General features: G+C 72.8%; 19 protein-coding genes. 13 read left to right on the forward strand and 6 right to left on the reverse strand.

The annotated features are described in order from the left end of the window. Positions 1-23 precede the first annotated feature (23 nt). The 5 genes from HUT12_RS06355 (at position 24) to HUT12_RS06375 (ending at position 5289) form a co-directional block, all read left to right on the forward strand. Positions 24-971 (forward strand): thiamine pyrophosphate-dependent dehydrogenase E1 component subunit alpha, encoded by a 948-nt coding sequence (locus tag HUT12_RS06355; RefSeq protein WP_161594891.1) that lies wholly within the window; start codon positions 24-26, stop codon positions 969-971. Beyond that, complete coding sequence (locus HUT12_RS06360) at positions 968-1933, forward strand: alpha-ketoacid dehydrogenase subunit beta (protein WP_176092796.1); 966 nt, start codon at positions 968-970, stop codon at positions 1931-1933. Before HUT12_RS06355 ends, HUT12_RS06360 begins: the two co-directional genes overlap by 4 nt. A gap of 2 nt (positions 1934-1935) precedes the next feature. Further along, positions 1936-3249, forward strand: a complete 1314-nt coding sequence (locus HUT12_RS06365; protein WP_176092797.1) for an aspartate aminotransferase family protein — start codon at positions 1936-1938, stop codon at positions 3247-3249. A gap of 92 nt (positions 3250-3341) precedes the next feature. Beyond that, on the forward strand, positions 3342-4253 hold the full coding sequence (locus HUT12_RS06370) for a lytic polysaccharide monooxygenase (protein ID WP_176092798.1): 912 nt from the start codon (positions 3342-3344) through the stop codon (positions 4251-4253). A 67-nt stretch (positions 4254-4320) separates the two neighbouring features. Continuing rightward, the gene (locus HUT12_RS06375) at positions 4321-5289 is read left to right on the forward strand and encodes an aldo/keto reductase (RefSeq protein WP_131051469.1); all 969 of its coding nucleotides are present in this window, start codon (positions 4321-4323) and stop codon (positions 5287-5289) included. 398 nt (positions 5290-5687) lie between these two features. Here the strand turns inward: HUT12_RS06375 and HUT12_RS06380 are convergent, their stop codons facing one another. After that, complete coding sequence (locus HUT12_RS06380) at positions 5688-6143, reverse strand: GNAT family N-acetyltransferase (protein ID WP_131051470.1); 456 nt, start codon at positions 6141-6143, stop codon at positions 5688-5690. Positions 6144-6224: 81 nt separating this feature from the next. Between HUT12_RS06380 and HUT12_RS06385 the strand changes: the two genes are divergently transcribed. The 4 genes from HUT12_RS06385 to HUT12_RS06400 are packed head-to-tail and all read left to right on the forward strand — an operon-like array spanning position 6225 to position 10844. Then, on the forward strand, positions 6225-6827 hold the full coding sequence (locus HUT12_RS06385; RefSeq protein WP_176092799.1) for a TetR/AcrR family transcriptional regulator: 603 nt from the start codon (positions 6225-6227) through the stop codon (positions 6825-6827). A gap of 48 nt (positions 6828-6875) precedes the next feature. After that, entirely contained in the window at positions 6876-8417 is a 1542-nt protein-coding gene (locus tag HUT12_RS06390) for a magnesium chelatase (protein WP_176095668.1), read from the forward strand. Between the two features lie 2 nt (positions 8418-8419). Further along, a complete protein-coding gene (locus HUT12_RS06395; protein WP_131057059.1) occupies positions 8420-10372 on the forward strand; it encodes a VWA domain-containing protein in 1953 nt (650 codons plus the stop codon). Positions 10373-10382: 10 nt separating this feature from the next. Continuing rightward, positions 10383-10844: a hypothetical protein gene (locus HUT12_RS06400; protein ID WP_176092800.1), complete on the forward strand. Its 462-nt coding sequence runs from the start codon at positions 10383-10385 to the stop codon at positions 10842-10844. Positions 10845-10953: 109 nt separating this feature from the next. Here the strand turns inward: HUT12_RS06400 and HUT12_RS33125 are convergent, their stop codons facing one another. Continuing rightward, complete coding sequence (locus HUT12_RS33125) at positions 10954-11652, reverse strand: RICIN domain-containing protein (RefSeq protein WP_176092801.1); 699 nt, start codon at positions 11650-11652, stop codon at positions 10954-10956. Positions 11653-11754: 102 nt separating this feature from the next. On the opposite strand from HUT12_RS33125, the gene HUT12_RS06410 reads away from it, so the two are divergent. Continuing rightward, entirely contained in the window at positions 11755-13137 is a 1383-nt protein-coding gene (locus HUT12_RS06410; RefSeq protein WP_131055638.1) for an FAD-binding oxidoreductase, read from the forward strand. A 76-nt stretch (positions 13138-13213) separates the two neighbouring features. Further along, the gene (locus HUT12_RS06415) at positions 13214-14557 is read left to right on the forward strand and encodes a class I SAM-dependent methyltransferase (RefSeq protein WP_131055636.1); all 1344 of its coding nucleotides are present in this window, start codon (positions 13214-13216) and stop codon (positions 14555-14557) included. 153 nt (positions 14558-14710) lie between these two features. Here HUT12_RS06415 and HUT12_RS06420 read toward each other — a convergent pair whose 3' ends face one another. Further along, complete coding sequence (locus HUT12_RS06420) at positions 14711-15763, reverse strand: alpha/beta fold hydrolase (protein WP_131055634.1); 1053 nt, start codon at positions 15761-15763, stop codon at positions 14711-14713. A 326-nt stretch (positions 15764-16089) separates the two neighbouring features. Here HUT12_RS06420 and HUT12_RS06425 point away from each other — a divergent pair, with 326 nt between their 5' ends. Together HUT12_RS06425 and HUT12_RS06430 are read left to right on the forward strand one after the other, a co-directional pair. Next, positions 16090-16269 (forward strand): hypothetical protein, encoded by a 180-nt coding sequence (locus HUT12_RS06425; RefSeq protein ID WP_117228938.1) that lies wholly within the window; start codon positions 16090-16092, stop codon positions 16267-16269. 26 nt (positions 16270-16295) lie between these two features. Further along, positions 16296-18149 carry an HEXXH motif domain-containing protein gene (locus tag HUT12_RS06430; RefSeq protein WP_176092802.1) on the forward strand — a complete coding sequence of 618 codons (1854 nt, stop codon included), beginning with the start codon at positions 16296-16298 and terminating at the stop codon, positions 18147-18149. Between the two features lie 48 nt (positions 18150-18197). Here HUT12_RS06430 and fxsT read toward each other — a convergent pair whose 3' ends face one another. Genes fxsT through HUT12_RS06445 form a run of 3 tightly spaced genes read right to left on the reverse strand, consistent with a single transcriptional unit; the run spans position 18198 to position 24786 of the window. Beyond that, positions 18198-22250 carry an FxSxx-COOH system tetratricopeptide repeat protein gene (gene fxsT / locus HUT12_RS06435; RefSeq protein ID WP_176092803.1) on the reverse strand — a complete coding sequence of 1351 codons (4053 nt, stop codon included), beginning with the start codon at positions 22248-22250 and terminating at the stop codon, positions 18198-18200. Beyond that, on the reverse strand, positions 22247-23290 hold the full coding sequence (locus HUT12_RS06440; RefSeq protein ID WP_131051621.1) for an ATP-binding protein: 1044 nt from the start codon (positions 23288-23290) through the stop codon (positions 22247-22249). Before HUT12_RS06440 ends, fxsT begins: the two co-directional genes overlap by 4 nt. Beyond that, entirely contained in the window at positions 23287-24786 is a 1500-nt protein-coding gene (locus tag HUT12_RS06445; RefSeq protein ID WP_131051622.1) for a hypothetical protein, read from the reverse strand. Before HUT12_RS06445 ends, HUT12_RS06440 begins: the two co-directional genes overlap by 4 nt. Between the last annotated feature and the right edge of the window lie 13 nt (positions 24787-24799).

Consider the following 24799-nt stretch of genomic DNA (forward strand, 5'->3'; position numbering starts at 1 on the left):
CGACGGGAAGCACCATGGACCTGTTGTCCGCCTACCGTGACATGCTCACCATCCGACTCTTCGAGGAAAGCCTGCTGCGGTGCGCGGAACAGGGCCTGGTGCCCGGCGCGATCCATCCGTACACCGGCCAGGAGGCGGTCGCCGTCGGTGTGCTGGGCGCCCGGGACCCCGCCGAGTGGGTGGTCAGCTTCTACCGCTGCCACGGGCACGCCCTCGCCGCCGGTTGCCCGCCCGACCGGGTGATGCGCGAGGTGCTCGGCCGCAGCGGTGGTCTGTGCGGCGGCAAGTCCGGCTCGATGCACCTCGCCGACCGGGACCACCGTCTGCTCGGCTCGACGTCGATCGTCGCCGCCCAACTCCCGATCGCCGCCGGTGCCGCGATGGCCGCCCGGCTCGACGGTGACGGGCGGGCCGTACTGGTCTTCTGCGGTGACGGCGCGCTCGGTGCCGGCGGCGCGTACGAGACCCTCACCATCGCCGCCGCCCAGCGGCTGCCGCTGCTGGTGGTCTGCGAGGACAACGGCTGGCAGGACCAGACGGCGAGTGCCCTGGTACGCCATCTCAGCCCCGTCGAACTCGTCGCCGGGTTGAAGCTGCCGTACGTCGAGGTCGACGGCAACGACGTCGAGGCGGTGCACGACGCGGCCGACACCGCGTTGGCGGCCTGCCGTGCCGGCACCGGACCGCAGGTCGTCGTGGCGCACACCTACCTGCGCGACTTCCACACCCAACTCGGGCAGCATCCGCCGCCACAGTACCGGCCCGAGGAGGAACGGCGACGGTGGGCGGAACGCGATCCACTGACCGTCGCCGCCGGACGGCTCACGGTCGACCTGACCGCCCTGCACGCCGAGGTGGCCGCCGAGGTCGACGCGCTGCTGCAGGCGGCGCTGGACGCCGAGGAGCCGGATCCGGCGACCGCGACCACCGGCGTGACCGTCACCGGGGACCTGATCGGGGCGGGCCGGTGAGCCGCCGGCACCCGATCGGTGAGGCGGTCCGGGAGGCGTTCACCGAGCAGCCGACGCTGAGCCACTTCAGCACCTTCCAGCAGGAGGACCTGGTCGCGCAGTACGGCCCTGAGCGGATGGTCCGGATGCCGATCGCGGAGAACGCGATGCTCGGCATGGCGCTGGGTATGGCCCTGGTGGGTCGGCGGGTGCTGTTCACCGTCCACCGGGCGGCCTTCCTGTTCAGCGCGTTCGACCAACTGGTCAACCAGGTCACCACCTGGCGGTACATGAGCGACGGCCAGTTCTCGGTGCCGCTGGTGATCCGGGGCGTCACCCAGGGCGGCGAGCACCTCGGCGCGCAGCACGAACACGTGCCGTACGGCCTGCTCAGCCAGATCCCCGGCCTGGTCGTCGCCGTACCCGGCTCGCCGAACGCCGTCGGCGGCCTGCTGCGGACCGCGTTGCGGCACCCCGACCCGGTCGTCCTGCTGGAGTCCCCGCGCCTGTTCACCCCCACCTGGACCGACCTGCCCGAGCCCGAGCCGTCGGCGGCCCCGCTGCCGTTCGGCGTCGCCGGGCTGGCCCGGCCCGGTGACGACCTGACGCTGGTCGGGATCGGCAACACGGTCATCGAGAGTCTGCTGGCTGCACGACGGCTGGCGGAGCACGGCGTACAGGCCCGGGTGGTCGACCTGCGGACGGCGGCGCCCCTGGACCGGGACGGCGTCGCCGCGATGGTGGTGCCCGACCGGCCGGTGATCCTGGTGGACGAACAGCCCCGGGCCGGGTCCGTCCTCACCGATCTGGCCTATCACCTGGTACGCACCGGCGCCGCCCGCCCCGAGCACGTCGAGCTGCTCACCGGCGTCCCGGTGCCCGCGCCGGTGAGCCCGGCGCTGCTCGACGGCCTGCTCCCCGACGCGGACCGCATCGTCCGCGCGGCACTCGACACCCCGGCCCCCCTCACCCCGCGGAGATGACCATGACGAACAGCGAGTACGCGGTCTGGCACGGCCTCACGCCGATGGGCCCCCACCTGCGGGAGAACGGCCCCGACCTGTTCCTGGTCAGCGGCGCCGGCAGCCACCTGGAGGACGCCGCCGGGCGGCGCTACCTGGACGCCCGCTCGTCGATGTGGAACGTCACGCTGGGGTACTCGTGCGAGTCGGTGAAGCAGGCGATGACCCGTCAGCTCGACGTGCTGCCCAGCGGCACCGTGATGCGCTACGAGCATCCGCCGCAGGTCACCGTCGACTACGCCGCCGCGCTCGTGGCGCTGCTGCCGCAGCCGCTGCGACACGTACGCTTCGGCAACACCGGCAGCCAGATGACCGAGGCGGCGGCGATGCTGTCCCGGTTCTACCGCCGGATGACCGGTGAGACGGACCGGCACACCGTGATCGCGCTGCACGACGCATACCACGGGACCGGACCGCTGGCCACGGCGCTGACCGACGAGCCGATCCTGCACGACTACTCCGCCCCGATCGACGGGCACGTGGTGCACGTGTCGACGCCGCCGCCGGTGACCTGCGACCCCGACGCGTGCACCGGCGAGTGCGTACGCCCGGTCCTCGACGCCGTCGAGTCGGTCGGCGCGGAGCGGGTGACGGCGGTGATGTTCGAGCCGGTCTCCGGCACCTCGTTCCTGCCCGCGCCGGAGCACTACCTGGAGACGCTCATCGTCGAGTGCCGTCGCCGGGGCATCCACACCATCGCCGACGAGGTGACCACCGGTGCCGGCCGGGTCGCCGCGATGAGCTACGTCGAGCGGCTCGCCGAGGTCCCCGACATGCTGGTCCTCGGCAAGGGCCTGAGCGCCGGCTACTTCCCGCTCGCCGCACTCGTCGTGGCGAGCGACATCTACGAGGCCCTCGCCGACCCGCCCGTGCGGCTCGGCTTCCCCAACGGCTCCACCACCGACGGCCACCCGATCGGCGCGGCGGCCGGCCTGGCGGTGCTCGACATCCTCACCGCCGACGGTTTCCTTCCCGCGGTCCGCCGTCGCGGCGCCGAACTGGTCGAGATGCTGGACGCCGCCTCGCAGGCGGATCCCCGCATCGGCGCGGTCCGGGGCATCGGCATGATGCTCGGCGTGGAGCTGCGGGACGCCGACGGCGAACTCTGGTCGTTGCGCGACGTGCACAACCTGCGCGGGGTGTGCCGCGAGTACGGGCTGCTGACCAGCTACGCGAGCGGCGTGATGCCACTGCTGCCGCACCTGACCGTCTCCACCGACGACTGCCGTGAACTGGTGGAACGGTTCGCCAAGGCGGTGGCCGCGTACCGCTCCTGACGCCGGTCGATCGGGCCGCCCGCCGATCCGGGCCGGAGAGATCGAACTCTCGACGCCTCCGGCCCGTACTGGTGCGTGGGAGGTCCGAAATCATGGCCGTACGTCGAGTTGTCGTCGTCGCGTTGGTCGCCCTCGTCGGGACGACGACCGGTGCGCTGCCCGCCGCCGCGCAGGGTGCCCCGACGTACCCGGTCAGCCGCTCGGCCGGCTGCGCGCCCGGCGGGCCGCACGTGGGCACGTCGGCCTGCCTGGCGGCGGAGAAGGAGGGCGCCGCGCTGCGCGAGTGGGACAACGTCCGGGTGTACGGCGTCGACGGCCGGGACCGGGAGACGATCCCCGACGGGGAGCTGTGCAGCGGCGGCCTGTCCGCGTACCGGGGGCTGGACCTGCCGCGCACCGACTGGCCGGCGACGCCGCTGACCGCCGGCGCGGAGTTCGCCTTCCAGTACCGCGCCACCGCCGCCCAGAAGGGCACCTTCCGGCTCTATCTGACCCGGCCGGGCTACACCCCGTCGAGGGCGTTGACCTGGGCGGACCTGGACAGGCTGCCCTTCCTGCGGATCACCGACCCGCCGCTGCGGGACGGGACGTACCTGATGTCCGGCCGGCTGCCGACGGACCGCAGCGGCCGGCACGTGATCTACACGATCTGGCAGCACTCGGAGACCGCCGACACCTACTACTCCTGCTCGGACGTGGACGTCGTGGCGGTCGACGCGCTCCGCCCCGGCACCACACCGGCCAGCGCGGTCGGCGGCACCCCGGAGACCACGGACGCGCTGCCGGGCACCGGTGCCGACGCGGGGACCGAGGCCGCCGAGAACGTACCCGTCGCCGCGGTTACCTACCTGGACGGCCGTCGCTGGCCGCTGGTCGCGGGCGGCCTGCTGGTCACGTTGCTGCTCGTGTCGATCGTCCGGTGGCTGCGCGGCTCGCGCGGCGGGCCACCGCCGGGACCCGTCTGCACGGTCCGCAACCACCGGGCCAACCCGCGCCCCTGGTGACCGCCCGGCGCGGCCTCGCCCGCCGGACCGGCGGCCGGGGCACAGCGCGGCGGGTACGGTCGACATCATGCGCTACGTGCAGCTCGACACCCCGAAGCCCCTCTCCAAGATCGGTCTCGGCACCTGGCAGTTCGGTTCGCGGGAGTGGGGTTACGGCCCCGACTACGAACGGTTGGCGGCGGACATCGTCCGGCGTGCCGTCGAGCTGGGAGTGACCGTCTTCGACACCGCCGAGATCTACGGCCTCGGTCGCAGCGAGCGCATCCTCGGCGCCGCGTTGGCCGCCGACCGGGACAAGGTCACCGTGGCTACCAAGATCTTTCCGGTGCTGCCGGTGGCGGCGGTGGTGCAGCAGCGGGCGGTCGCCTCGGCGGCCCGGCTCGGCGTCAGCAGCATCGACCTGTACCAGGTGCACTCGCCCAACCCGCTCGTCGCCGACGGCACCACCATGCGGGGCATGCGCGCGTTGCAGGACGTCGGCCTGGTCGGCGAGGTCGGGGTGAGCAACTACAGCCTGCGCCGCTGGCAGGTGGCCGAGACCGTGCTGGGGCGCCGGGTGCTGAGCAATCAGGTCCGCTACAGCATGGTGGACCGCAAACCGGAGCAGGACCTGTTGCCGTACGCGGCCCAGGCGGGTCGGGTCGTCATCGCGTACAGCCCGCTGGCCCAGGGTTTCCTCTCCGGGCGGTACGACGCACACCACCCACCGGTCGGCGCGATCCGCCGGGCCAACCCGTACTTCCTGCCGGAGAACCTGGCCCGAGGCACCGCCCTGATCGAGACGCTGCGCCAGGTGGCCGCCGCCCACGACGCCACGCCGAGCCAGATCGCCCTGGCGTACGTGCTGCGCCACCCGAACGTGGTGGCCATCCCCGGGGCGTCCAGCGTGGAGCAGATGGAGCGCAACGCCGCCGCCGCCGAGATCGACCTGACCGACGACGAGTACGCCGCCCTGGTCAACGCCGCCCGGGCGTTCCGCCCCCTGACCGGCCTGGCCGCCGTACCACGCATGATCAAGGCCCGCGCCGGCCGCTGACCGGCCCACCGTCCGCCCGGCCCACCGTCCGCCCGGCCCACCGTCCGCCCGGCCCACCATCGGCCCGGTCCTCGGCCGCTGCCGGTCCTCTGCCGCGCCCGGTGCCCCGCTCCCGGTGCTCCATCGCTCCCGGTGCCCCGCTCCGGGGCGGCCACCGACCTTCCCTCCGTGCCCTTTGCTCTGCTTCAACGGACGCGGCAGTCACCCTCGGTGGTCGGCGGTCCTTCTGCGGTCGGTCCCTGCCCGTGGATCACTCCTGCTCAGCCGCTATTGCGTGGGTTGAAGCAGAGCAAAGGGCCCGGAGTGGTAGAGAGGGGAACTGCCGACGCAGGTACGGAGGGTAGCTGCCCCGTCTGCGGCTCGGATCCTCGCGAGATGCGGCAGGGAGCGGTGCTCGCTCAGGGCAGGTCTCGGGCGTAGCAGACGGAGAGCGCCGCACCGTGGTACGGGCCGAAGTTGTCGATGCGCCGATAGCCCTCGCGTTCGTAGAAGCGCTGCGCGTCGGGCTGGGCGGTGCCGGTCTCCAGCAGCAGGGTGCGTACGCCGGCCTGACGGGCCGCCTCCTCCAGGGCGCGCAGGACGGCGACGGCCACACCGGTGCCCCGGGCGGGCGGGACCACGTACATCCGCTTGATCTCGGCCGAGTCGGGCCCGAGCAGGCGCAGGCCGCCGCAGCCCACGGCGGTGCCGGTGGCGTCGCGGGCGACGAGGAAGACGCTGATCGTCTCGGCGCTCGGCGGCGTCCCCGGCTCGTGGTCGTCGCAGCCGTAGCGGGCGTCGAGTTCGGCCCGTTGCGCGGCGCGCAGGCGGGTCGCGTCGGTCGAGCCCCACGGTTCGTGGTCGATGGAGACCATCGTCGTTCCCTCTCAGGTTTCCGTAACAAGCGTTACCGTAACGTACGCTACGGTAACGGGCCACGGCCAGGGGAGGGACAGATGCCCAGACGGCGGGACCTCGCCGACCAGCGACAGCGCCTCTCGGCGGCCACTTGGTCGGTGCTTGCCGAGCGGGGGCTGCCCGGCCTCACCCTGCGCGCGGTCGCGGAACGGGCCGGCTGCACCACCGGCATGGTGCTGCACACCTTCGCCGACAAGCAGGCGCTGCTGGCGCACGCCCGGGAGCTGTTGCACCGTCGTACCGGCCAGCGCGCCGACGCCGTCGAAGCCGCCGCCGACTCGCCCCGGGCGGCACTGCGGGCCGTGCTGTGGCAGGCCGCCTCGCCGACCGAGGAGAAGCGCGAGGAAGCGCGGGTGTGGGTCGGCTTCCTCGCCGCCGCGCTGGCCGACCCGGTCCTCGCCGACTTGCATCGCGCCTACAACCGGCGGTTCCTGGACCGCATCGGCGGCCTGGTCGCCGAGGTCCGCCCGGACTGGCCGCCGGCCGCCAGCGCGGAGACCGCGATCAGCCTGGTCGCGGTGGTCGAAGGGCTGAACGCGCTGGCAGCGGTCGATCCGCAGACCTACTCCGAGGAGTCGCAGCGGGCCGCCATCGACGCCGCACTCACCCGGCTGAGCCGGGGATCCGACGGGGAGAGCTGAAAGCCACCCGAGCGCGCTAGCGTTGGGCGGGTGACTGCACCGACCTCGATGACCCCGGTCCCACCGGCCGACCTGCCCGGCACGCTCGGTGCGCTGCGCGCCGCCGGCCACCGGTACCGCAGCGTCAAGCAGGAACTGCGGGACAACCTGCTGGCCCGGATGCGCAGCGGCGTGCCACGCTTCCCCGGCATCGTCGGGTACGACGACACGGTGCTGCCGGAGGTGGAGCGGGCGCTGCTGGCCGGGCACGACATGGTGCTGCTCGGCGAGCGGGGCCAGGGCAAGACCCGGCTCATCCGGTCGTTGGTGACGCTGCTGGACGAGTGGACCCCGGTGATCCCCGGGTCGGTGCTGAACGAGCACCCGCTGCACCCGGTCACCCCGGCGTCGCGGACGCTGGTCGCCGAGTCCGGCGACGACCTGCCGATCGGCTGGCTGCACCGCTCGATGCGGTACGGCGAGAAGCTGGCCACCCCGGACACCAGCGTCGGTGACCTGATCGGTGACGTCGACCCGATCCGGCTGGCCCAGGGCCGTACGCTCGGCGACCCCGAGACGATCCACTTCGGGCTGGTGCCGCGCACCAACCGGGGGATTTTCGCCGTCAACGAGCTGCCGGACCTGGCCGAACGCATCCAGGTGGCGATGCTGAACGTGCTGGAGGAGCGGGACATCCAGGTCCGTGGCTACCAGCTCCGGCTCCCGCTGGACCTGCTCCTGGTCGCCAGCGCCAACCCGGAGGACTACACCAACCGGGGGCGGATCATCACCCCGCTCAAGGACCGGTTCGGCGCCGAGGTCCGCACCCACTACCCGACCGACCTGGAGCGGGAACTGGAGCTGATCCGGCAGGAGGCCGACCTGGTCGCCGAGGTGCCGGAACACGTGCTGGAGGTCCTCGCCCGGTTCGCCCGCGCGGTCCGCGAGTCGCCCTCGGTCGACCCGCGCTCCGGCGTCTCCGCCCGGTTCGCTGTCGCCGCCGCCGAGACGGTGGCCGCTGCCGCACTGCGCCGGGCCGGCCTGCTGGCCGCCGAGTCCACCGCGGCGGGCACGTCTGCCGGGCCGGGCGCTGCTGCCGCGTCGGGTGCGTCTGCCGCTCGGGGTGAGGTGTTAGCAGGGGACCCTTCCTCTACCGCAGACGTTAACAAGGTGCCCTTCCTTGCGCTCGACGCGGTAGCGCGGGTGGGTGACGCCGTGTCGGTGACCTCCACCCTGCGCGGCAAGGTCGAGTTCGAGAGCGGCGAGGAGGGCCGCGAGATCGAGATCCTCGGCCACCTGCTGCGCACCGCCACCGCCGACACGTTCCGGGCCCGGCTGGCCGGGCTCGACCTGTCCGGGTTCACGACGCTGGTCGAGGAGGGCGAGACCGTCGAGACCGGGGAACTGGTGTCTGCGGCCGAGCTGCTGCGCCAGGTGGGCACCGTGCCGGGGCTGGCCAAGGTGCTCGACCGGCTCGGCGTCGGTGACGCGCCCAGCCCCGGGCAGGCCGCTGCGGCGGTCGAGTTCGTGCTGGAAGGGCTGCACCTGAGTCGACGGTTGGACAAGGACGTGACCGACTCGGGGCGGACCCGCTACGGCGGCCGGGACTGACCATGGCGGGCAACCGGTTCCGGTACGGGCAGTGGCGGGGTGGCCCCGATCCGCTGGCGCCGCCGTACGACGTGCAGTCGGCGGTGGACCAGGTCGGCCAGGAGGTGCTGGCCGGCGGCAGCCTGCGGGACGCGTTGCGGGAGCTGCTGCGTCGGGGACCGCAGGAACGGGGCGGACTGGACCCGTTGACCGCCCGCGCCCGTCGGCTCCGGCGGGAGGCACTGCGCCGGGGCGACCTGGACGGTGCGGTGACCCGGGCACAGGCCCTGCTGGACCAGGCACTCGCCGCCGAGCGGGACGAGTTGTCCGGGCGCTCGGACGAGGCGGCCCGGTTCGCCGAGGCGATGCTGGACGACCTGCCCCGCTCCACCGCCCAGGCGGTGCGGGAACTCTCCGAGTACCGGTGGGCCAGTGAGGACGCCCGGCAGACCTACCAGCGGATCCTCGACGGGTTGCGGGACGACGTACTCGGCCAGCGTTTCGCCGGGCTGCGCTCCTCGACCCAGATGGCCGCCGACCCGGCCGTGCAGGAGCGGCTGGTCGAGATGATGCGGGACCTGAACGCCCTGCTGGCCCGGCACGCCCGCGCCGAGGACACGACCGACGCGTTCGCCGAGTTCATGCGCCGGCACGGCGACTTCTTCCCGGAACGTCCGGCCGACGTCGACGAGCTGATCGACCTGCTGGCCCGGCGGTCGGCGGCCGGGCAACGGCTGATGAACTCGCTCTCCGACCGGCAGCGGGAGGAACTCGCCGGCCTGATGCGCCAGTCGCTCGGCGACCGGCTGGCCGGCGAACTGGCCGACCTGGAGGGCAACCTGCGGGCGCTCCGCCCCGACCTGCGTTGGGGCCGGGGCGAGCGGATGCGCGGCGAGCAGCCGCTCGGCTACGGCGAGGCGACGGGGGCGCTGGACGAGATCGCCGAGCTGGACGACCTGCTGGACCAGTTGGGGCAGGAGTACCCGGGGGCGACCCTGGACGACATCGACGTCGAGTCGGTGGCCCGTACCCTCGGCCGGGACGCCGCCGACGACGTACGCCGACTCCGGGAACTGGAGCGGGAGCTGCGGCGGCAGGGCTGGGTGACCCGGGACGCCGAGGGCCTGACCCTGAGTCCGAAGGCGCTGCGCCGTCTCGGCGGCACCGCGTTGCGGCAGGTCTTCGCCGAGTTGACCGCCGGGCCCCGGGGAGAGCACGACCTGCGGTCGGCGGGCGCGGCCGGCGAGGTCACCGGCGCGTCCCGACCCTGGGGGTACGGCGACGAGCAGCCCATCGACGTGGTGCGGACGCTGACCCGGGCGGTACGCCGGGCCGGCCCCGGAGTGCCGCTGCACCTGGCCGTCGAGGACTTCGAGGTGGTCGAGACCGAGCGACGGGCCTCGGCGGCGGTGGCACTCTGCGTGGACCTGTCGTACTCGATGATCTCGCAGGGCCGGTGGGGTCCGATGAAGCAGACCGGACTCGCGCTGGCCCACCTGATGGCGACCCGGTTCCCGCAGGACGCGCTCCAGATCATCGGGTTCGGTCGGCGGGCGGCGACGCTGACCCAGCAGGAGTTGGCCGCCGCCGAGCCGGACATGACCCAGGGCACCAACCTGCAACACGCCCTGCGGCTCGCCGGCCGGCACCTGCGCCGCCACCCGGACGCCGAACCGGTGGTACTGGTGGTGACCGACGGCGAGCCGACCGCCCACCTGGACCCGGCCGACGGCGAGGCGGTGTTCCACTGGCCGTCGTTGCCGGAGACCGTCGAGGCGACCATCCGCGAGGTGGACCGGATCGGCCGGTACGGCGCGACGCTGAACCTGTTCATGCTCGGTGACGATCCGGGGCTGCGCCGCTTCGTGGACGCGGTGGCCCGGCGCAGCGGCGGCCGGGTCTTCACCCCGGACACCGAGGACCTCGGCGAGTACGTGGTCAGCGACTACCTGCGGTCACGGCGCGGTCGCCGCTAGGCTCGGCAGGGTGGAGGTCGACGGGTTGCGGCAGGCGTACGACGCGCTGCTGACCGAGATCGACGTGGGCGGGTTCGGGCCGCCGCCGACCGGCCGCTACAGCGCCGAACAGATCGTGGCGCACCTGGTCACCAGCGACGAGCTGATGAGCGAGGCGACCGAAGCGGTGCTCGCCGGCTCCCCGTACGCCTTCTATGAGCTGGACGAGATCCACCGGCCGGAACTGGACGCGTTGGTCGCCGAGGCGGGTGGCCTGGCCGGGCTGGCCGACCGGCTCCGGCACAGCAGCGATCGCCTGGTCGCCCTGGTGGCCCGGCTCGGCGCGGGGGCCGACACGCCGGTGGAGACGCACCTGCGCGAGGGTTTCGACCTCGTCGTCGACGAGCCGTTGCCCTGGGGTCGCGTCATCGACCTGCACACCCGCGTCCACCTGCCCCGACACCTGACGGAGCTGCGGACACTGCGCCCCTGACGCCCTGGCCTCGCGCGCTTCCCGGCACCGCTGTCTTGCGCTCGCTGTCCGGCACCTGTTAGCAGGGGACCCCTGCTATACCGCAGGCGTTAGTAGGGGGCCCTTCCTTTCACTGCGGCGACCAGCGCTGCGCCGGGTTGCCGTCGCACGGGGCCTGGACGACGTCGATGCCGGCCTCGCCGCCACCGTCGCGGACCTGGGCGCACTTTCCGCTGTGCACGGCCACCAGCAGCACGGCGCCGTCGTCGGCCGGCTGGAGACGCCACTGCTGGTTGTCCTCGCCGTGGCAGCCGAACTGCTGCAACCGCGCGCCGTCGTCGCCGCTGCGCCCCTCCACGTCGAGGCACTGGTTGTGGGCGGCGTTGGTCAGCGTCACCGTGTCCGGGCCGAACGGGTTGACCACCCACTGCTGCTCCGGCCCGCCGGTGCAGCCGGCCAGCTTGGCCACCGCCCGCTCGCCGTCGCCATCCAGCCCGAGGCAGAGGCCGGAGCCGACGCCCCGGAGCACCTTCGGCCCGCTGTTCGGGTCGGCTTCGCTGGGCGTGGGCGACGGGGTGGGCGTCGGCTCGGGGCTCTCCACGGTCGGCGGTGCGACGCTCTCGCTCGGGCTCGGCGCGGCCGGCGTCGGGCTGCCGGCCACCGGGGTCGGCGCCGGGTCGTCGCCGCCACCGAGCAGGCCGGTGGCGAAGAGCACCCCGGCCAGTACGCCGGCCAGTCCGACCGCACCGGCCGCCAGTAGCACCGGGTCCCGGGGCGGTCCGGAACGGCGGGTGCCGTAGACGGTGCCCGATCCATCGGTTTCCGACATGCCGGCATCCTGGCCCACCCCCGGGCCGGTACGCCATGGCAGGTGCGGTAACTCTCGCGTGGACGGCCCGCCGGTGACGCCGCCGACGCGTAAAGTGACCACATGCACGCTTTGCGTGATCATGACGTGGCGGTGGCTCAGCTGCGACGGTCGTACGCTGCGGTGCCACCGGGTCGGCCCGTGCGGCTGGCCAAACGGACCTCCAACCTGTTCCGCCCGCGCGCCGCCCCGCGCACGGCGGGTCTGGACGTCAGCGGGCTCGGTGGTGTGCTCAGCGTCGACCCGGTCGCCCGCACCGCCGACGTGCAGGGCATGTGCACCTACGAGCGGCTGGTCGAGGCGACCCTGCCGTACGCCCTGATGCCGCTGGTGGTGCCGCAGCTACGCACCATCACCCTGGGTGGGGCGGTCACCGGGTTGGGCATCGAGTCGACCTCGTTCCGCAACGGCCTGCCGCACGAGTCGGTGACCGAGATGGACGTGTTCACCGGGGCGGGCGAGCTGGTCACCGCCCGGCCGGCGGGCGAACACGCGGACCTCTTCGCCGCCTTCCCCAACTCGCTGGGCAGCCTCGGCTACGCCACCCGGCTGCGCATCGAGCTGCAACCGGTCCGGCGGCACGTGGCGCTGCGCAACGTCCGATTCACCGACCTGACCGCGTTGACCGAGGCGATCGGCGAGATCTCCGCCAGCCGCGCCTGGGCGGGGGAGAGCGTCGACGCGATGGACGGGGTGATGTTCAGCCCCGGCGAGGCGTACCTGGTGCTGGCCCGCTTCACCGACGATCCGGGCCGGGTCTCCGACTACACCGGTCAGGACATCTACTACCGCTCGCTGCGCCGGCTGCCGCACGACACCCTCACCGTCCACGACTACCTGTGGCGCTGGGACACCGACTGGTTCTGGTGCTCGGCGGCGTTCGGGGCGCAACATCCGCTGGTGCGGCGGCTGTGGCCGGCCCGGTGGCGGCGCAGCGACGTCTACCACCGCATCGTGCGGCTGGAACACCGCCACCAGGTGGCCGCCCGGATCGACCGGTGGCGTGGCCAGCCGGCCCGGGAGCGCGTGGTGCAGGACGTCGAGGTCCCGCTGGACCGCACCGCCGACTTCCTGCACTGGTTCGCCCGCCGGGTGGGGATGACCCCGGTGTGGCTGTGCCCGCTGCGGCTGCGAGAGCCGGCGGGCGGTGGAAGCGCCCGGTCCTGGCCGTTGTATCCGCTCCGGCCGGGGCAGGACTACGTCAACATCGGGTTCTGGGGGAGCGTGCCGATCACCGAGGGTGCCGTCGACGGTGCCGTGAACCGGGAGATCGAGCGCGCGGTGTCGGAGGCGGGCGGACACAAGTCGCTCTACTCCGACGCGTACTACGACCGGGATGCGTTCGACCGGCTCTACGGCGGTGACATATGGCGCGCCGTGCGGGACCGGTACGACCCGGAACATCGGCTCACCGGACTGTACGAAAAGGCGGTAACGCGCGCATGAGCGAGCGTAGCGAGCGAATCATCAGGTTCAGTGCGATCGAGCCTCATGGTGGCACGGAGCGAAGCGGAGTGCCGGCATGAGCCTTGTTGATCGAGAGCAGGGGGCGGGTGGTGCTCCCGCCACACCGCCGGACGGGAGCGGCCGACGTGGTCTGCGTGTCGCGGACGTGGTCCGGGCACTCACCGCCGGCCCGCTGCCGGTCCGGGTCACCGGGTACGACGGCAGTCGCCTCGGCCCGGCCGACGCCGGGATCACCCTGTCGATCCGCTCCGAGCGGGGACTGTCGTATCTGCTCACGGCGCCGGGCGATCTGGGTATGGCGCGGGCGTACGTGAGCGGTGACCTGGCGCTGGAGGGGGTGCACCCGGGCGACCCGTACGAGGCGTTGCGGGTGCTCAAGGACGAGTTGCGGGTACGCACACCGACGGTGGCCGAGGGGTTGGCGCTGGTACGCAGGCTGGGCTGGGAACGGTTGTTGCCGCCACCGGCACCGCCGCAGGAGGCGCTGCCCCGCTGGAGGCGGATCGTGAGCGGCCTACGGCACTCCCGGTTCCGGGACAGCAGCGCGATCAGCCACCACTACGACGTCTCCAACGCCTTCTACGAGAAGGTGCTCGGGCCGTCGATGACGTACACCTGCGCGGTTTTCCGCAGTCCCGAGGACACGCTGGAGGAGGCCCAGGCGAGCAAGTACGACCTGGTCGCGGGCAAGCTCGCGCTGCGTCCGGGGATGCGCCTGCTCGACGTGGGCTGCGGCTGGGGCGGCATGGTCCGGCACGCGGCCCGCGAGTACGGCGTCAAGGCCCTCGGGGTGACCCTGTCGCGTGCCCAGGCGCAGTGGGCGCAGGCGGCGATCGCGCGTGAGGGGTTGACCGGGCTGGCCGAGGTGCGGCACATGGACTACCGCGACGCGCCCCGGCGGGAGTTCGACGCGGTCTCCTCGATCGGGCTGACCGAGCACATCGGGGTGCGCAACTACCCGGCGTACTTCGGTTTCCTGCGGGACCGGCTGCGTCCGCAGGGGCGGCTGCTCAACCACTGCATCACCCGGGCCGACAACCGGGCGCCGCACCGGTCGGGCGCCTTCATCGACCGGTACGTCTTCCCCGACGGGGAGCTGGCCGGTCCCGGGCGGGTGATCAGTGGACTGCACGACGTGGGGCTGGAGGTGCACCACGAGGAGAACCTGCGCCAGCACTACGCGCTGACCCTGGCGGCGTGGTGCCGCAACCTGGTGGAGCACTGGGACTTCTGCGTCGCCGAGGTGGGCAGTGGCACGGCCCGGGTGTGGGGGCTCTACATGGCCGGTTCGCGGCTGGCGTTCGAGCGCAACGGCATCCAGTTGCACCAGGTGCTGGCCACGCGCAACGGCCCGGACGCGGTCAACGGCTATCCGCTGCGGCCGGACTGGCTGCCCTGACCCGCTGACCTCGTCGGTACGAAGCCGCGCCGAATCCATCGGCGCGGCGCGTCGATGGGGACGCCTCCGAGATCGCCGTGGCCGGCTACCCGGTCGTCCGGCTGTGAGGAGGGGACCCCTGCTCTACCCGAGGCGTTAGCAGGGTGCCCTTCCTTACATCGGCCGGGCGAGGGTGTCGAGCCGGGCGAGCAGGGCGACGGTGGCCGGGTGGTCGGGGACGAGCGCGGTGAGACCTGCGCCGAGGGCCTGCCAGCCGTCCAGGTGGCGGTAGCGCCACAGCGTGCTCAGCATCCCGATCAGCTCCAACCGGGCCACCGGGCTGCGCGGCAACTGCTCCTGCACCGGCCGGGGCAGAAGCGAGTAGAGCTGCTGCCGGAACGACGGATCGTGGATGTTGGGCAGGTCGAGCAGGAGCCGGACCAGTTCGGCGTACTCGTCACCGGTCGGCTCCACCGCCGGCCCGGCGGTCTGCGGCGTTCCCGTGTCCGGGTCGCGGACGTCCGGGAGTGCTTCGGGGGAGGGTGCGGGATCGTCGAGGGCGAGCAGGGCCCGCCGCAGCACCACATAGGAGCGGTGTTCGTGGGAATCCGGCTGGATGATGGAGAAGTGGTCGCCGGGCAGTACGCCCGCGTCCGGGAAGACGCTGCGAGCCGAGGCGGGCGGGACCACGCCGTCGCTGGCACCGGCGTAGACCTTGACCCGGACGGTCGGCTGCGGCGCGTGGACGATCTGGCGGAGCACCACCCGTTGGGCGTCCAGCACGGCGGCGCGCAACGGGCGCAGGTCCGCCTCCTGTGGGTGCCAGCGCAGCAAGCTCCGGCGCAGCGGCAGGGCCAGGTCCGACCCGGCGTTCGGACAGGCGTACATGAGCACCAGGCGGAGGCGGTCGAGTTCGCCGGGGTTGTCGGCGAGCATCCGGGCCAGGGCCCGTTGGACCACCAGACCGCCCTGGCTGTGCGAGACGAGCGCGAGCCGGGAGTGGTCGGCCAGGTCCTGGGACAGGTAGGTGCGCAGGTCGTCGGCGATGTCGTCGATGTGCGGTATCCGGCGTAGCGGATTGAGCGAGACCAACGGCGATTCGTACCCGAAGGTGTGCACGTGAAGGCCGGTCAGGGCGTCGTCCTGGGCAACGAGTCGGACGAATTCTCCCCAGGTGTCGGCCGAGGACAAGAATCCGTGTACGAACACGACGGCTGTTCCGGACACGAGATCACGCTAACACCACCGCGCCACCGGATGTGGACCACGGTCCATTGTGGTGAGCAGCGCATTTCGCGCTCCGCCGCCGAAATCGACACGACCGGTGAGCGGGCCGTGGACCGGCTGCGGTCGTCCCTCAACCCGAGGCGCGCGCAGGCGACCCGACTGGACCGTCAAGAACCGCTCTGACCTGCGGCGACGATCACAGCGCGGGGGTGTTGGGGGATCGGTGGCGGTGACATCCCGGGTGCTATCGGTCCATTCACCGACGAATGCGCGTTCTGCCGCGTCCATTGCCCTCATCGGGCGCGGAGTGTGGTAATGGTATGCCGGTGAATCAACCGTTCGCTGTCGAGGTCGACTCGGAACTCGTCGATCTCGCGGATGTGTCTCTTGATCTCCTGGTCGACTATGACCAGGAGATTCTCGGCCCGATCATGCGGCGACTCCTCCGTCGTGTCGACGATCCCGAAAGTATCACCAGTGGCTACAATCCCCAGCGTCTCGACTGACGGGGCCGGCCTTCCTTGGAGAAGTTGTGACCGCTCACCATCTGGCGGCGGAGCCGGTCGGTCGACCCGCGCGCCATCGCCTGGACCCACGCCACTTCGGGGCCCTGGCCACCGGGTCCGCTGACGCCGACACCATCGCCGAACTGCTGGCTGCCGAGAGCAGCTGGCGCAAGATCCAACTGCGGGCGGTCCTGGACGCCGCCGCCGGCGTACCCGACGCCACCGGCCCGCTGCCGCCGGTCGCCGAGGCATGGCGGCTGCTCGTCGCCGCGCAGCGACGCGACCGCGAGGTCGTGGAGAAGCTGATCCTGCATCCGCAGGTCGGCACCTGGGCCGGGTACGCGCTGCGCCGGATGCGGGGCACCACGGTCACCGCCACCGGCCCGCTCTGGGTGGACCTCGGGTACCTGCACGCACTGGCGGTGGCTGCGGCCGTCCGCACCGGATGCGACTTCACCATGCGGGTGCCGGTGCGGGACGGCTTCGTCGTCCTGCCGACGCTCGGCGGTGCCCGGGTCCCCAAGGCCCACGAGTGGGACGAGGCGGAGATCGTCGGCGGGGACGGGCGGGCCACGGTGACCGTGGCCGGCACGGTCGTCGAGTTCGACGCCACCGGCGGTGGCACCGACGGCTGGGTGCCGTTGCCGACCGTACGCTCCACGGCCGGCGGGCACACCCTGGAGGTCACGCTCGACTTCATCGACCCCTACCGCAACCTGCGTACGCCCACCGCGCCGCACCTGGACATCGCCGCCGACGTGCGGCGGTGGCGGGAACTGCTCGACCAGGCGTGGGCACTGCTGGTGCGGGCCTGCCCGGACCTGGCGGTGCCGATCGCCCGGGGCCTGACCTCGGTGGTGCCCCAACCGGCCGCCGAACGGTTCCGGACCATGAGCGCCTCGGCGGGCGACGCCTTCGGCAGCATGATCGTCTCCGAGCCGGAGGACGCTCCCGAGCTGGCGGTCACGCTGGTCCACGAGTTCCAGCACATCAAGCTCGGCGGACTGCTGCACCTGGCCCCACTGATCGAGGGCGAACCGCCGCACCGGCTGTACGCGCCCTGGCGCGACGATCCCCGCCCGCTCGGCGGTCTGATCCAGGGCGTGTACGCCTTCGTCGGGATCGTCGAGTTCTGGCGGGCGTACCGGCAGGTGGCGACCGGCACCGCCGCCGGGCTGGCGCACTTCGAGTTCGCCCGGTGGCGGGAGCAGGTGTGGGCGACCCTGCGGATGATGCGCGACCTGCCGCAGCTCACCGACGTCGGGCGGCACCTGGTCGAGGGACTGACCACCACCGCCTTGGGGTGGCAGGAGGAGCCGGTGCCGGCGGACCCGCTCGCGGCGGCGCGGGCAGCGGTGGCCGACCACCGGGCGCGGTGGCGCACCCACCACCTGAGGCCCGCCCCCGAGGTGGTGTCGGCGGTGGTCGCGGCGTGGATAGCGGGACAGCCCGTGCCCACCGCGCCAGATGTCGCGCCGACCGTCGAGGCGGACGCCGCCGCCCGCCGTCTCGACACCCGTGCGGTGCTGGAGCTGTGGCGGATCACCGACCCGGAGGGCTTCGACCGGCTCCGTACCGACGCGTCGGCGGTCGGCGCGCGGGTCTCCGGCGCCGGGCCGGCCGAACTGGCCCACGTCTGTGGCGAGGTGGCGCAGGCCCAGGCGGGCTACCTGAGGGCGCTGTCGACCGAACCGGGTTCGCCGGCCGCCTGGGCCGGTCTCGGCCAGACCGCCGGGGACATCTACCCGGGACCGGCCGCCGACGCGCTTCGCGACCGGCCGGAACTGGTCCGTGCGGTCTACCTCGGGCTGCGTGACCAGGGCACTCCGGTGCCGGAGCCGTTGGAACTGGCCGCCTGGATCGGCGCCGGCAAGCACTGAGAGCCGGATGCCGGGGTGGAGGCCGCCACCCCGGCTCTCCGGAGGCCGCTACAACGGCATCGGGTCCAGGTCGCAGTCGCCCCGGATGGTCAGGTCGGTGCCGGCCACGGTGGCCGGGTGCTCCTCGCCGAGCACCCGGGCGAACTTCTCGCTGATCGCGACGTGCAGGCTGTTCGCCTCCTCCTCCCGATCGAGCGAGACGAGATCCTGGGCGAGATTGCCGAGGCAGATCAGCGTGGTGGGATGGTCCGGCCCGAAGACCTCGGCGCAGCGGTCGGCGGTGCGCCGGTCGAGGTCGTACGCGGCGGCGTGCTCCCCGAGCGCGTAGAGATCGCTGCCGAGGTTGATCATTGCGGCCAGGGTCAGCGGATGGTCCGGCCCGAGCCGCCGGGTCAGCACCGCCGACCCCTTCTCGTTGGTGCTGCGGGCGCGCGCCACGTCGCCGCGCAACCGGTCCACGATCGCGCCGTTGAGCTGAGTCGCCACCGTGTAGGGATGGTCGGAGTCGAAGAGTTCCCGATACCAGCCGACGAGTTCGGCGGTGAGCGTGGCGGCGGCCTCCAGGTCACCCGTGGCACGCAGGTCGACGGCCAGACCGAAGGCGGCCAGCAGGGTGTCCGGGTGGTGCTCGCCGAAGCGGGCCGCGAAGCCGTCGCGTACCTCCTGGGAGAGCGCCAGGGCCGCGCGGTGGTCACCGGCCTTGCGGATCGCGGAGGCCAGTCGCCGTCGCGCGGTCAACGTCTGCGTCTGCGCCGAGCCCCAGACCCGGGGCAGCCGGTCCACGACGTTCTGCATCTCGGCCCGGGCGGGGAGGTACTCGCCGAGTTCCCGGCGGTCGATGATGAGGTTGAGGTGGGATTCCAGCGTCTGCGCGTGGTCCTCGCCGAAGAGCAGCACCCGGTGGTCGTACGTCGCCCGGTCGACCTCGTAGGCGCGCCGGATGTCACCGGTCAGGCGGAGGCTGACCGCCAGGTTGTGCGCCGCGTTGAGCGTGTTCGGGTCGTCCTCGCCGAGCGCCTGGATGTGCCGCTGGTAGAGGTCCTCGTCCATCTCCAGGGCGCGACGGAAGTCCCCGGACGCCCGCAGGTCGGCCGCCACCTGGCCGATGGCCCGCAACAGCTCCTCGGTGTCCTCGACGGTGCTGCGTTGGTAGAGCTCCAGGATGCGGGCGTTGTGCTGGGCCGCCTCGCGGTGCCGGCCCAGGCGGTAGAGCATGAAGCCGAGCCAGTGGCCGATGGTGAGCGTCATCGGTGCGTCCTCGCCCAGGCTGCTGCTCCAGGCCCGCCACGCCTGTTCGGCCAGTTCCAGCGACGCGGTGAAGTCGCCCCACCAGTAGAGATACCGCGCCTCGTTGAAGACCAGTTGCTGCACCCACGGCTGGTGGGAGTGCACCGCGTCGGAGGCCATCACGTGCGGGTACAGCTCGGCGTAACTGGCCCAGTTGGCCGGCGAGTCGGGGTCGTTGCGGTCGCCGGAGGCGAGCAGCAGGTGCGCGCTGTTGCGGACGGTCTCCCGGTCCGGCCGGGCCATCCGGTCGATGAGGACGGCCTGGATCAGCCGGTGCATCTGGATCGAGTTGGTCCGGTGGATGACCCGGGCGAGCGCGTACCGGTTGATGTCGCGGATCGCGCGGTTGAGCCGCATCGGGTCGCGCAGCGCGGCGTTCAGTTCCGGGTGGATGTCGTCGTTCTGCGCGCCGCTGAACAGGGTGCGCGGGATGGGCTCCGGGGCGAGGAACGAGCAGACCTGTAGGAGCCGGAAGGCGGCCGGATTGGAGACGACGAGTCGGTCCAGCGAGACGTTCCACGCGGCGGCTACGGGCAGTTGATAGTCCATCGGCGGGGCCTGTTCGAGAAGCTCGATGCGCTTCTCCTCGAACAGTCGCAGGTACTCCTCGGCCGGCATGCCGGTCTCGGCCCGCCAGGCCGCCGCCTGCTCCAACGCGAGCGGCAGGTCACCGAGCGCCTCGGCCAGCCGGTCCGCCTGTTCGATGGTCAGCTCCGGACCCCGGCGGCGCAACAGCTCGATGCTCTCCTCCCGGGGGAAGACGTCGACCTCCAACGTGCGGGCGACGTTGGCCCAGCCCGGGTTCCGGGACGTGATGATGATGTCGCCGGAACCGCCGGTGGGGAGGTACGGCACCAACGCCTCGGGGCTCTCGGCGTTGTCGAAGACGAGGAGCCAGCGAGGGTGCGGCCGACCGAGCCGTAGGGCCTCCTGGACGGCGACGCGGGCGCTGCCGATGTCGGGCCCGGAGGCGAGGTTCATCCGCGCCGCGAGCTCCACGATGGAGGCGTTGATCTGGGTGGGCCGCTCGGCCGGGATCCACCAGACCAGGTCGTATTCGCCCTGGTGCTGGTAGACGTACTCGACGGCCAGATGGGACTTGCCGACGCCGCCCATCCCGTGCAGGGCGTGCGGCAGGACTGCCGTGGTGCCGCCGCGCACCTGCCGGTGCAGCAGGGCGAGCGGCTCCTTGCGGCCGGTGAAGTTCGGGTTCCGCGGCGGGATGTTGCCCCAGACGGCCGGGGTGCGGGCTGGGGCGGTGGCGTCTGCGGGAGTGCTGGACGACAAGCCGGCTCCTTCGGTACCTACGCTACGGTCTGCGTCGGCATCAGCGCCGACAGCTATCATCGCATCCCGACCGGCAGGTGCGGGAGTCCTGACGACCGGCTCGGTGCCGCCCTCCTGGTCGACCGCTGCCAGCGCCTCGCCGAGCAGCCGCGCCCGGGGAAGGTACCGCCCGGAGAGCGCCCGCATCACGTCCTGCTCGATCCGGACCAGCGCGACGTCGGCCGGGGCCACCGTCGGAATCTCGACACCCGCCGGGTCGTCGAGCACCCGTCCCCAGTGCGCGATCGCGGGACGGACCCGTCCGAGCCGGGCCGAGAGGAGCTGCCAGACCCGTACGGTGTCGGCGCGGCGACCGGCCGCCAGCAACTCGGCCCGTACGCCGGGGAGGAACTCGAAGGTGCGGTCGTCACCGGTGCCGACGGTCCGCACCAGCGGGCTGGTCAGCACCTCGGCCAGGTGCAGGGTGGTGGACCGGGGCAGCAGCGTCCGCTGCACCACCCGGACGGCCGACCGGTCCAGTGGCGCGGCGGCCAGGTGGGTGGCCAGGCGCAGCGCCTCCGGCGAGGCCCACGAGATGAACTCGCGCACCCGTCGGGCGGCGTCCGGCCCGACGGTGGGCCGGGGCGTCCGGTCCGGGGCCGGTCGGTCGGTGGTGAGCAGGGCGGGCATGTCGATCCAGCGTGGTGCCCGGCAGGCGAGCAGCTCCACCCAGGCCGCCAGCCAGCGCGGGCGCAGCTCCACCACCGGCACCGGCACCGGCCCGCCGGCAGGTCGGGGCTCCTCGGCGAGCAGCGCCTGGAGCGTGTTGTGGTGACGCCACTCCCACCGCGAGTTGGCCGTCGCCGGTGCGGCGGCCCGCAGGCGCAGCCGCAGCGGCTGCACGCCGGTGCGGTGCCACATCTGTTGGGGCAGCAGGTGCACCATCGCCACGGGTTGCCGGCTCGCCCACTCGTGCAGGTGCGGAAGGACCGCACCGGAGTGCCAGGCCGGTCCGGCCCCGTCGCTGAGCACCAGCACCAGGCGGCGGCGGCCGACCGGCGGCAACGCCGTCGACGGACCGGCGACCGGGCCGCCGCGTCGGCCGCGCAGCACCACCCCGGCCGGGTCCGTGGTGTCGGTGACCAGCCGGCAGACGCGTACGTCGTGGAAGGCGACGTGCCGGCGCAGCAGTTTGACGAAGCTGCGGATCCGGCCGGACCAGACGGCCATCGACAGGTGGTCGTCGACGACCACCACGGCGTCCCAGCCGGCGCGGGGCGTGCGCCGCAGGACCGGCCAGGCCACTCCCGCCGCGAGGTGTTCGGCGGTGCCGTCCTCGTCGAACTCGTAGCGTTCGCGCCCGGGCACCAACTGCCGGAACGGGTGCAGGACCTCCGACAGCGGCGGGCCGCCGTCCGGGCGGGACGGGTCGGCGGTGAGCGCGGTGCCGGGTGGTCCGGCGAGCCCGGCGCCGGGCCCGAGGCGGGCGGCCAGCCAGATCGAGTCGGCCAGTTCGGCGCGGGTGAGCCCACCGCCGGAACCGGTCACTCGGTGCCGTCCGGCGGCAGCCGACGCCACAGTGCCTCGATCAGCCGCCGCCACTCACCCCGGTCCTGTGGGGTGAAGGCGCCGGAGGTGCGCAGGTGGACGGCGTCGAGCAGTTGGTCCACCGCCGGGGGATCCCACTCGCCACGCCGGGAGAGGTACTCCTGGATGAGTTCGGTGGATCCCTCCGCGCCGTCCGGGAAGTGCGCGGCGACCATCGAGGCGAGCCCCGCCTCGCCCGCCTCGGGCAGGCGCAGGCGCAGGCAGTGCCGCAGGAACGCCGCCGGGAAGTCGCGGTCCTCGCTGCACGTCATCACCACCAGCGGGAACTCGTGGCAGGCCACCCGTCCGCCGCGTACGGTGGCGGTCCGCCCCGGGTCGGCGGTGTGCACCGTCGCCTCCGGCGTGCGACCGGCGACCCGGACCAGCTCCGGGATCTCGAACCCACCGTCCTCGAAGACACTGCGCAACTGCTGCGGCAGGTCGATGTCACTCTGGTCCAGCTCGTCGATGAGCAACACCCGGGGCAGCCCGTACGGCAGCAGCGCGGTCCCGAGCGGTCCGAGGCGGACGTAGTCGCCGACCTGGGGCGGCGGAGCGTCCGGGCCCTGTGCCGCCGCCCGGCCGGTGGCCTGGACCAACCCGACGGCGTCGTAGTCGTACAACCCGTGGCGCAGGCTCACCTGGGTGGTCACCGGCCAGCGCAGCACCCGGCCGAGCCGCAGCTCCCGGGCGATCCGATAGGCCAGGCTGGACCGACCGGTCCCCGGGCGCCCGGTCACCAGCAGGGGCCGCCGCAGGTGCAGCGCGGCGTTGACCACGTCGACCTCGTACTCGTCTGCCGGGTGCGAGACGATCGGCTCGCCCAGCCGGCGGCCCAGCTCCGGGTCCTCCTGGGGCGGTGGTGGCTCGTCCGGACCGCCGTCGAAGGCCCGCCAGCGCGGCGGTGCCGGCCACCGTCGGTCGCGTTCGGCGGCGTCGACGGCGTGTCCGAGGCCGGTGTAGATGCGCCAGCCGATCGGCGCCCTGGTCGGGTCCGTCATCCGGTCACCTCCGGGGTGCCGTGGTGCGTGTCCAGTTCCGGTGTGCGGTACGGGTCGTCCCAGAGGACGACGAGGTGCCGGCCGTGGTGCCGCTCCTGCTCGGGCGGCGGGGCCTGTAACGCCGACAGGCGGGACCGTTTGGCAAGCTCCGGCAGGCGCACCACACCGGCGCGGGCGGTCATCGACCGGATCTCGTCCCAGAAGTCCGTGTCGGTGGGCGCGGTGCGGTGCCAGACGACCACCGGCAGGCCGGCCCGGAGCGCGGTCATGATCTCCTTGACGGTCGCCTCGGCATCGGTCGTGGGCGGTGCGCTCAGCACCACCGTGGCCAGGCTCTGGTCGGAGTTCAGGTCCGCCTCCATCCGGGTCAGGTAGCCGGGGCCGTCCGGCGCGCTGCGATAGAGCCCGCTGTTCCACGGCTCGGCCTGGAGCCGGTCCCAGCGCAGCAGCCACGCCCGACGCCAGGAGGTGGTGCGCAACCGGTCCAGGCTGCGCACCACGACCGGGTAGTCCATCGCCAGCACCTTCTGGTCGAGGTACTGACTGGCGCGCTCCTTGCGCCACCAGGGCACGTCCTCGTTGAGCAGCTCGATGGGGAGCACCAGCTCCACCGCCACCTCGGCCGGGCGGTCCGCCCACTCGACCTCCATCTGGTGGACGATCTGCTCCACGGTGGACTCCAGGTCGTCGTAGCCGACCTCGGGGATGCGTCCGCGCAGCTTCGAGTTCCACTCGCCGCCGCCGTGCCACTGCCGGTAGTGCGACACCGTGTACCGCTCGCTGCCCGGCTCCAGGTCGTTCTCGATCTGGATGACCAGGTACGCGTACCGCGTCGTCGCCTCGCCCCCGGCGTTGACCAGGACCCGGCGTCGGTCCAGCTCCTCGGTGAGGCCGAGTGAGGTGGCCTCCTGCCGGTTGCGCCGACGGATCAGCGTCGCGGTCCCGGAGTCCACCTCGTTCTCGAGCAGGGCGAGGAACAGCATGCCCGGCGGCAGTCCGCGCGGCGGGGCGTTCTGCCCGGTGAGATAGACGAAGACGTCCCACGCGTTGGCGCACCACGGGGGCAGGCTGGCGAGCTTGTGTTCGCTGGCGCGCTGCAACAGCCGCGTCAGCGGAGCCAGCCGGACGGCCAGCAGAGCGGTCCGCAGCTCGGCCCAGTCGCTGTCGGCAAGGACGCCGATCGCGTCCGCCTCGTAGCGCAGCCGTTCCAGGTCGGGCAGCTCGTCGGCGGCGGGATCGAACAACCGCACCAGCTCGACCAGCGTGTCCACCTCGGGCGGCTCGCCGAGGCAGGCGTTCGCGATCTCCAGGCTCTGGCCCCGAGGATTGGCCACGTCGTCGAGCCGGTCGCCGTGGTGCAGTTCCCGGCGCAGACGCTGCACCATTTGCCGGCGACTGTCCGCATGCCCCATCAGCGGCATCGCGGCGAGCATGTCGACCAGCTCCCTCTCGATGCGGCGGCGCTGATTATCGCCCGGCAGTGGAAGATGGGTCATGGACCATCCGGTC

The sequence above is a fragment of the Verrucosispora sp. NA02020 genome, from assembly GCF_013364215.1.
Lineage (GTDB): Bacteria > Actinomycetota > Actinomycetes > Mycobacteriales > Micromonosporaceae > Micromonospora.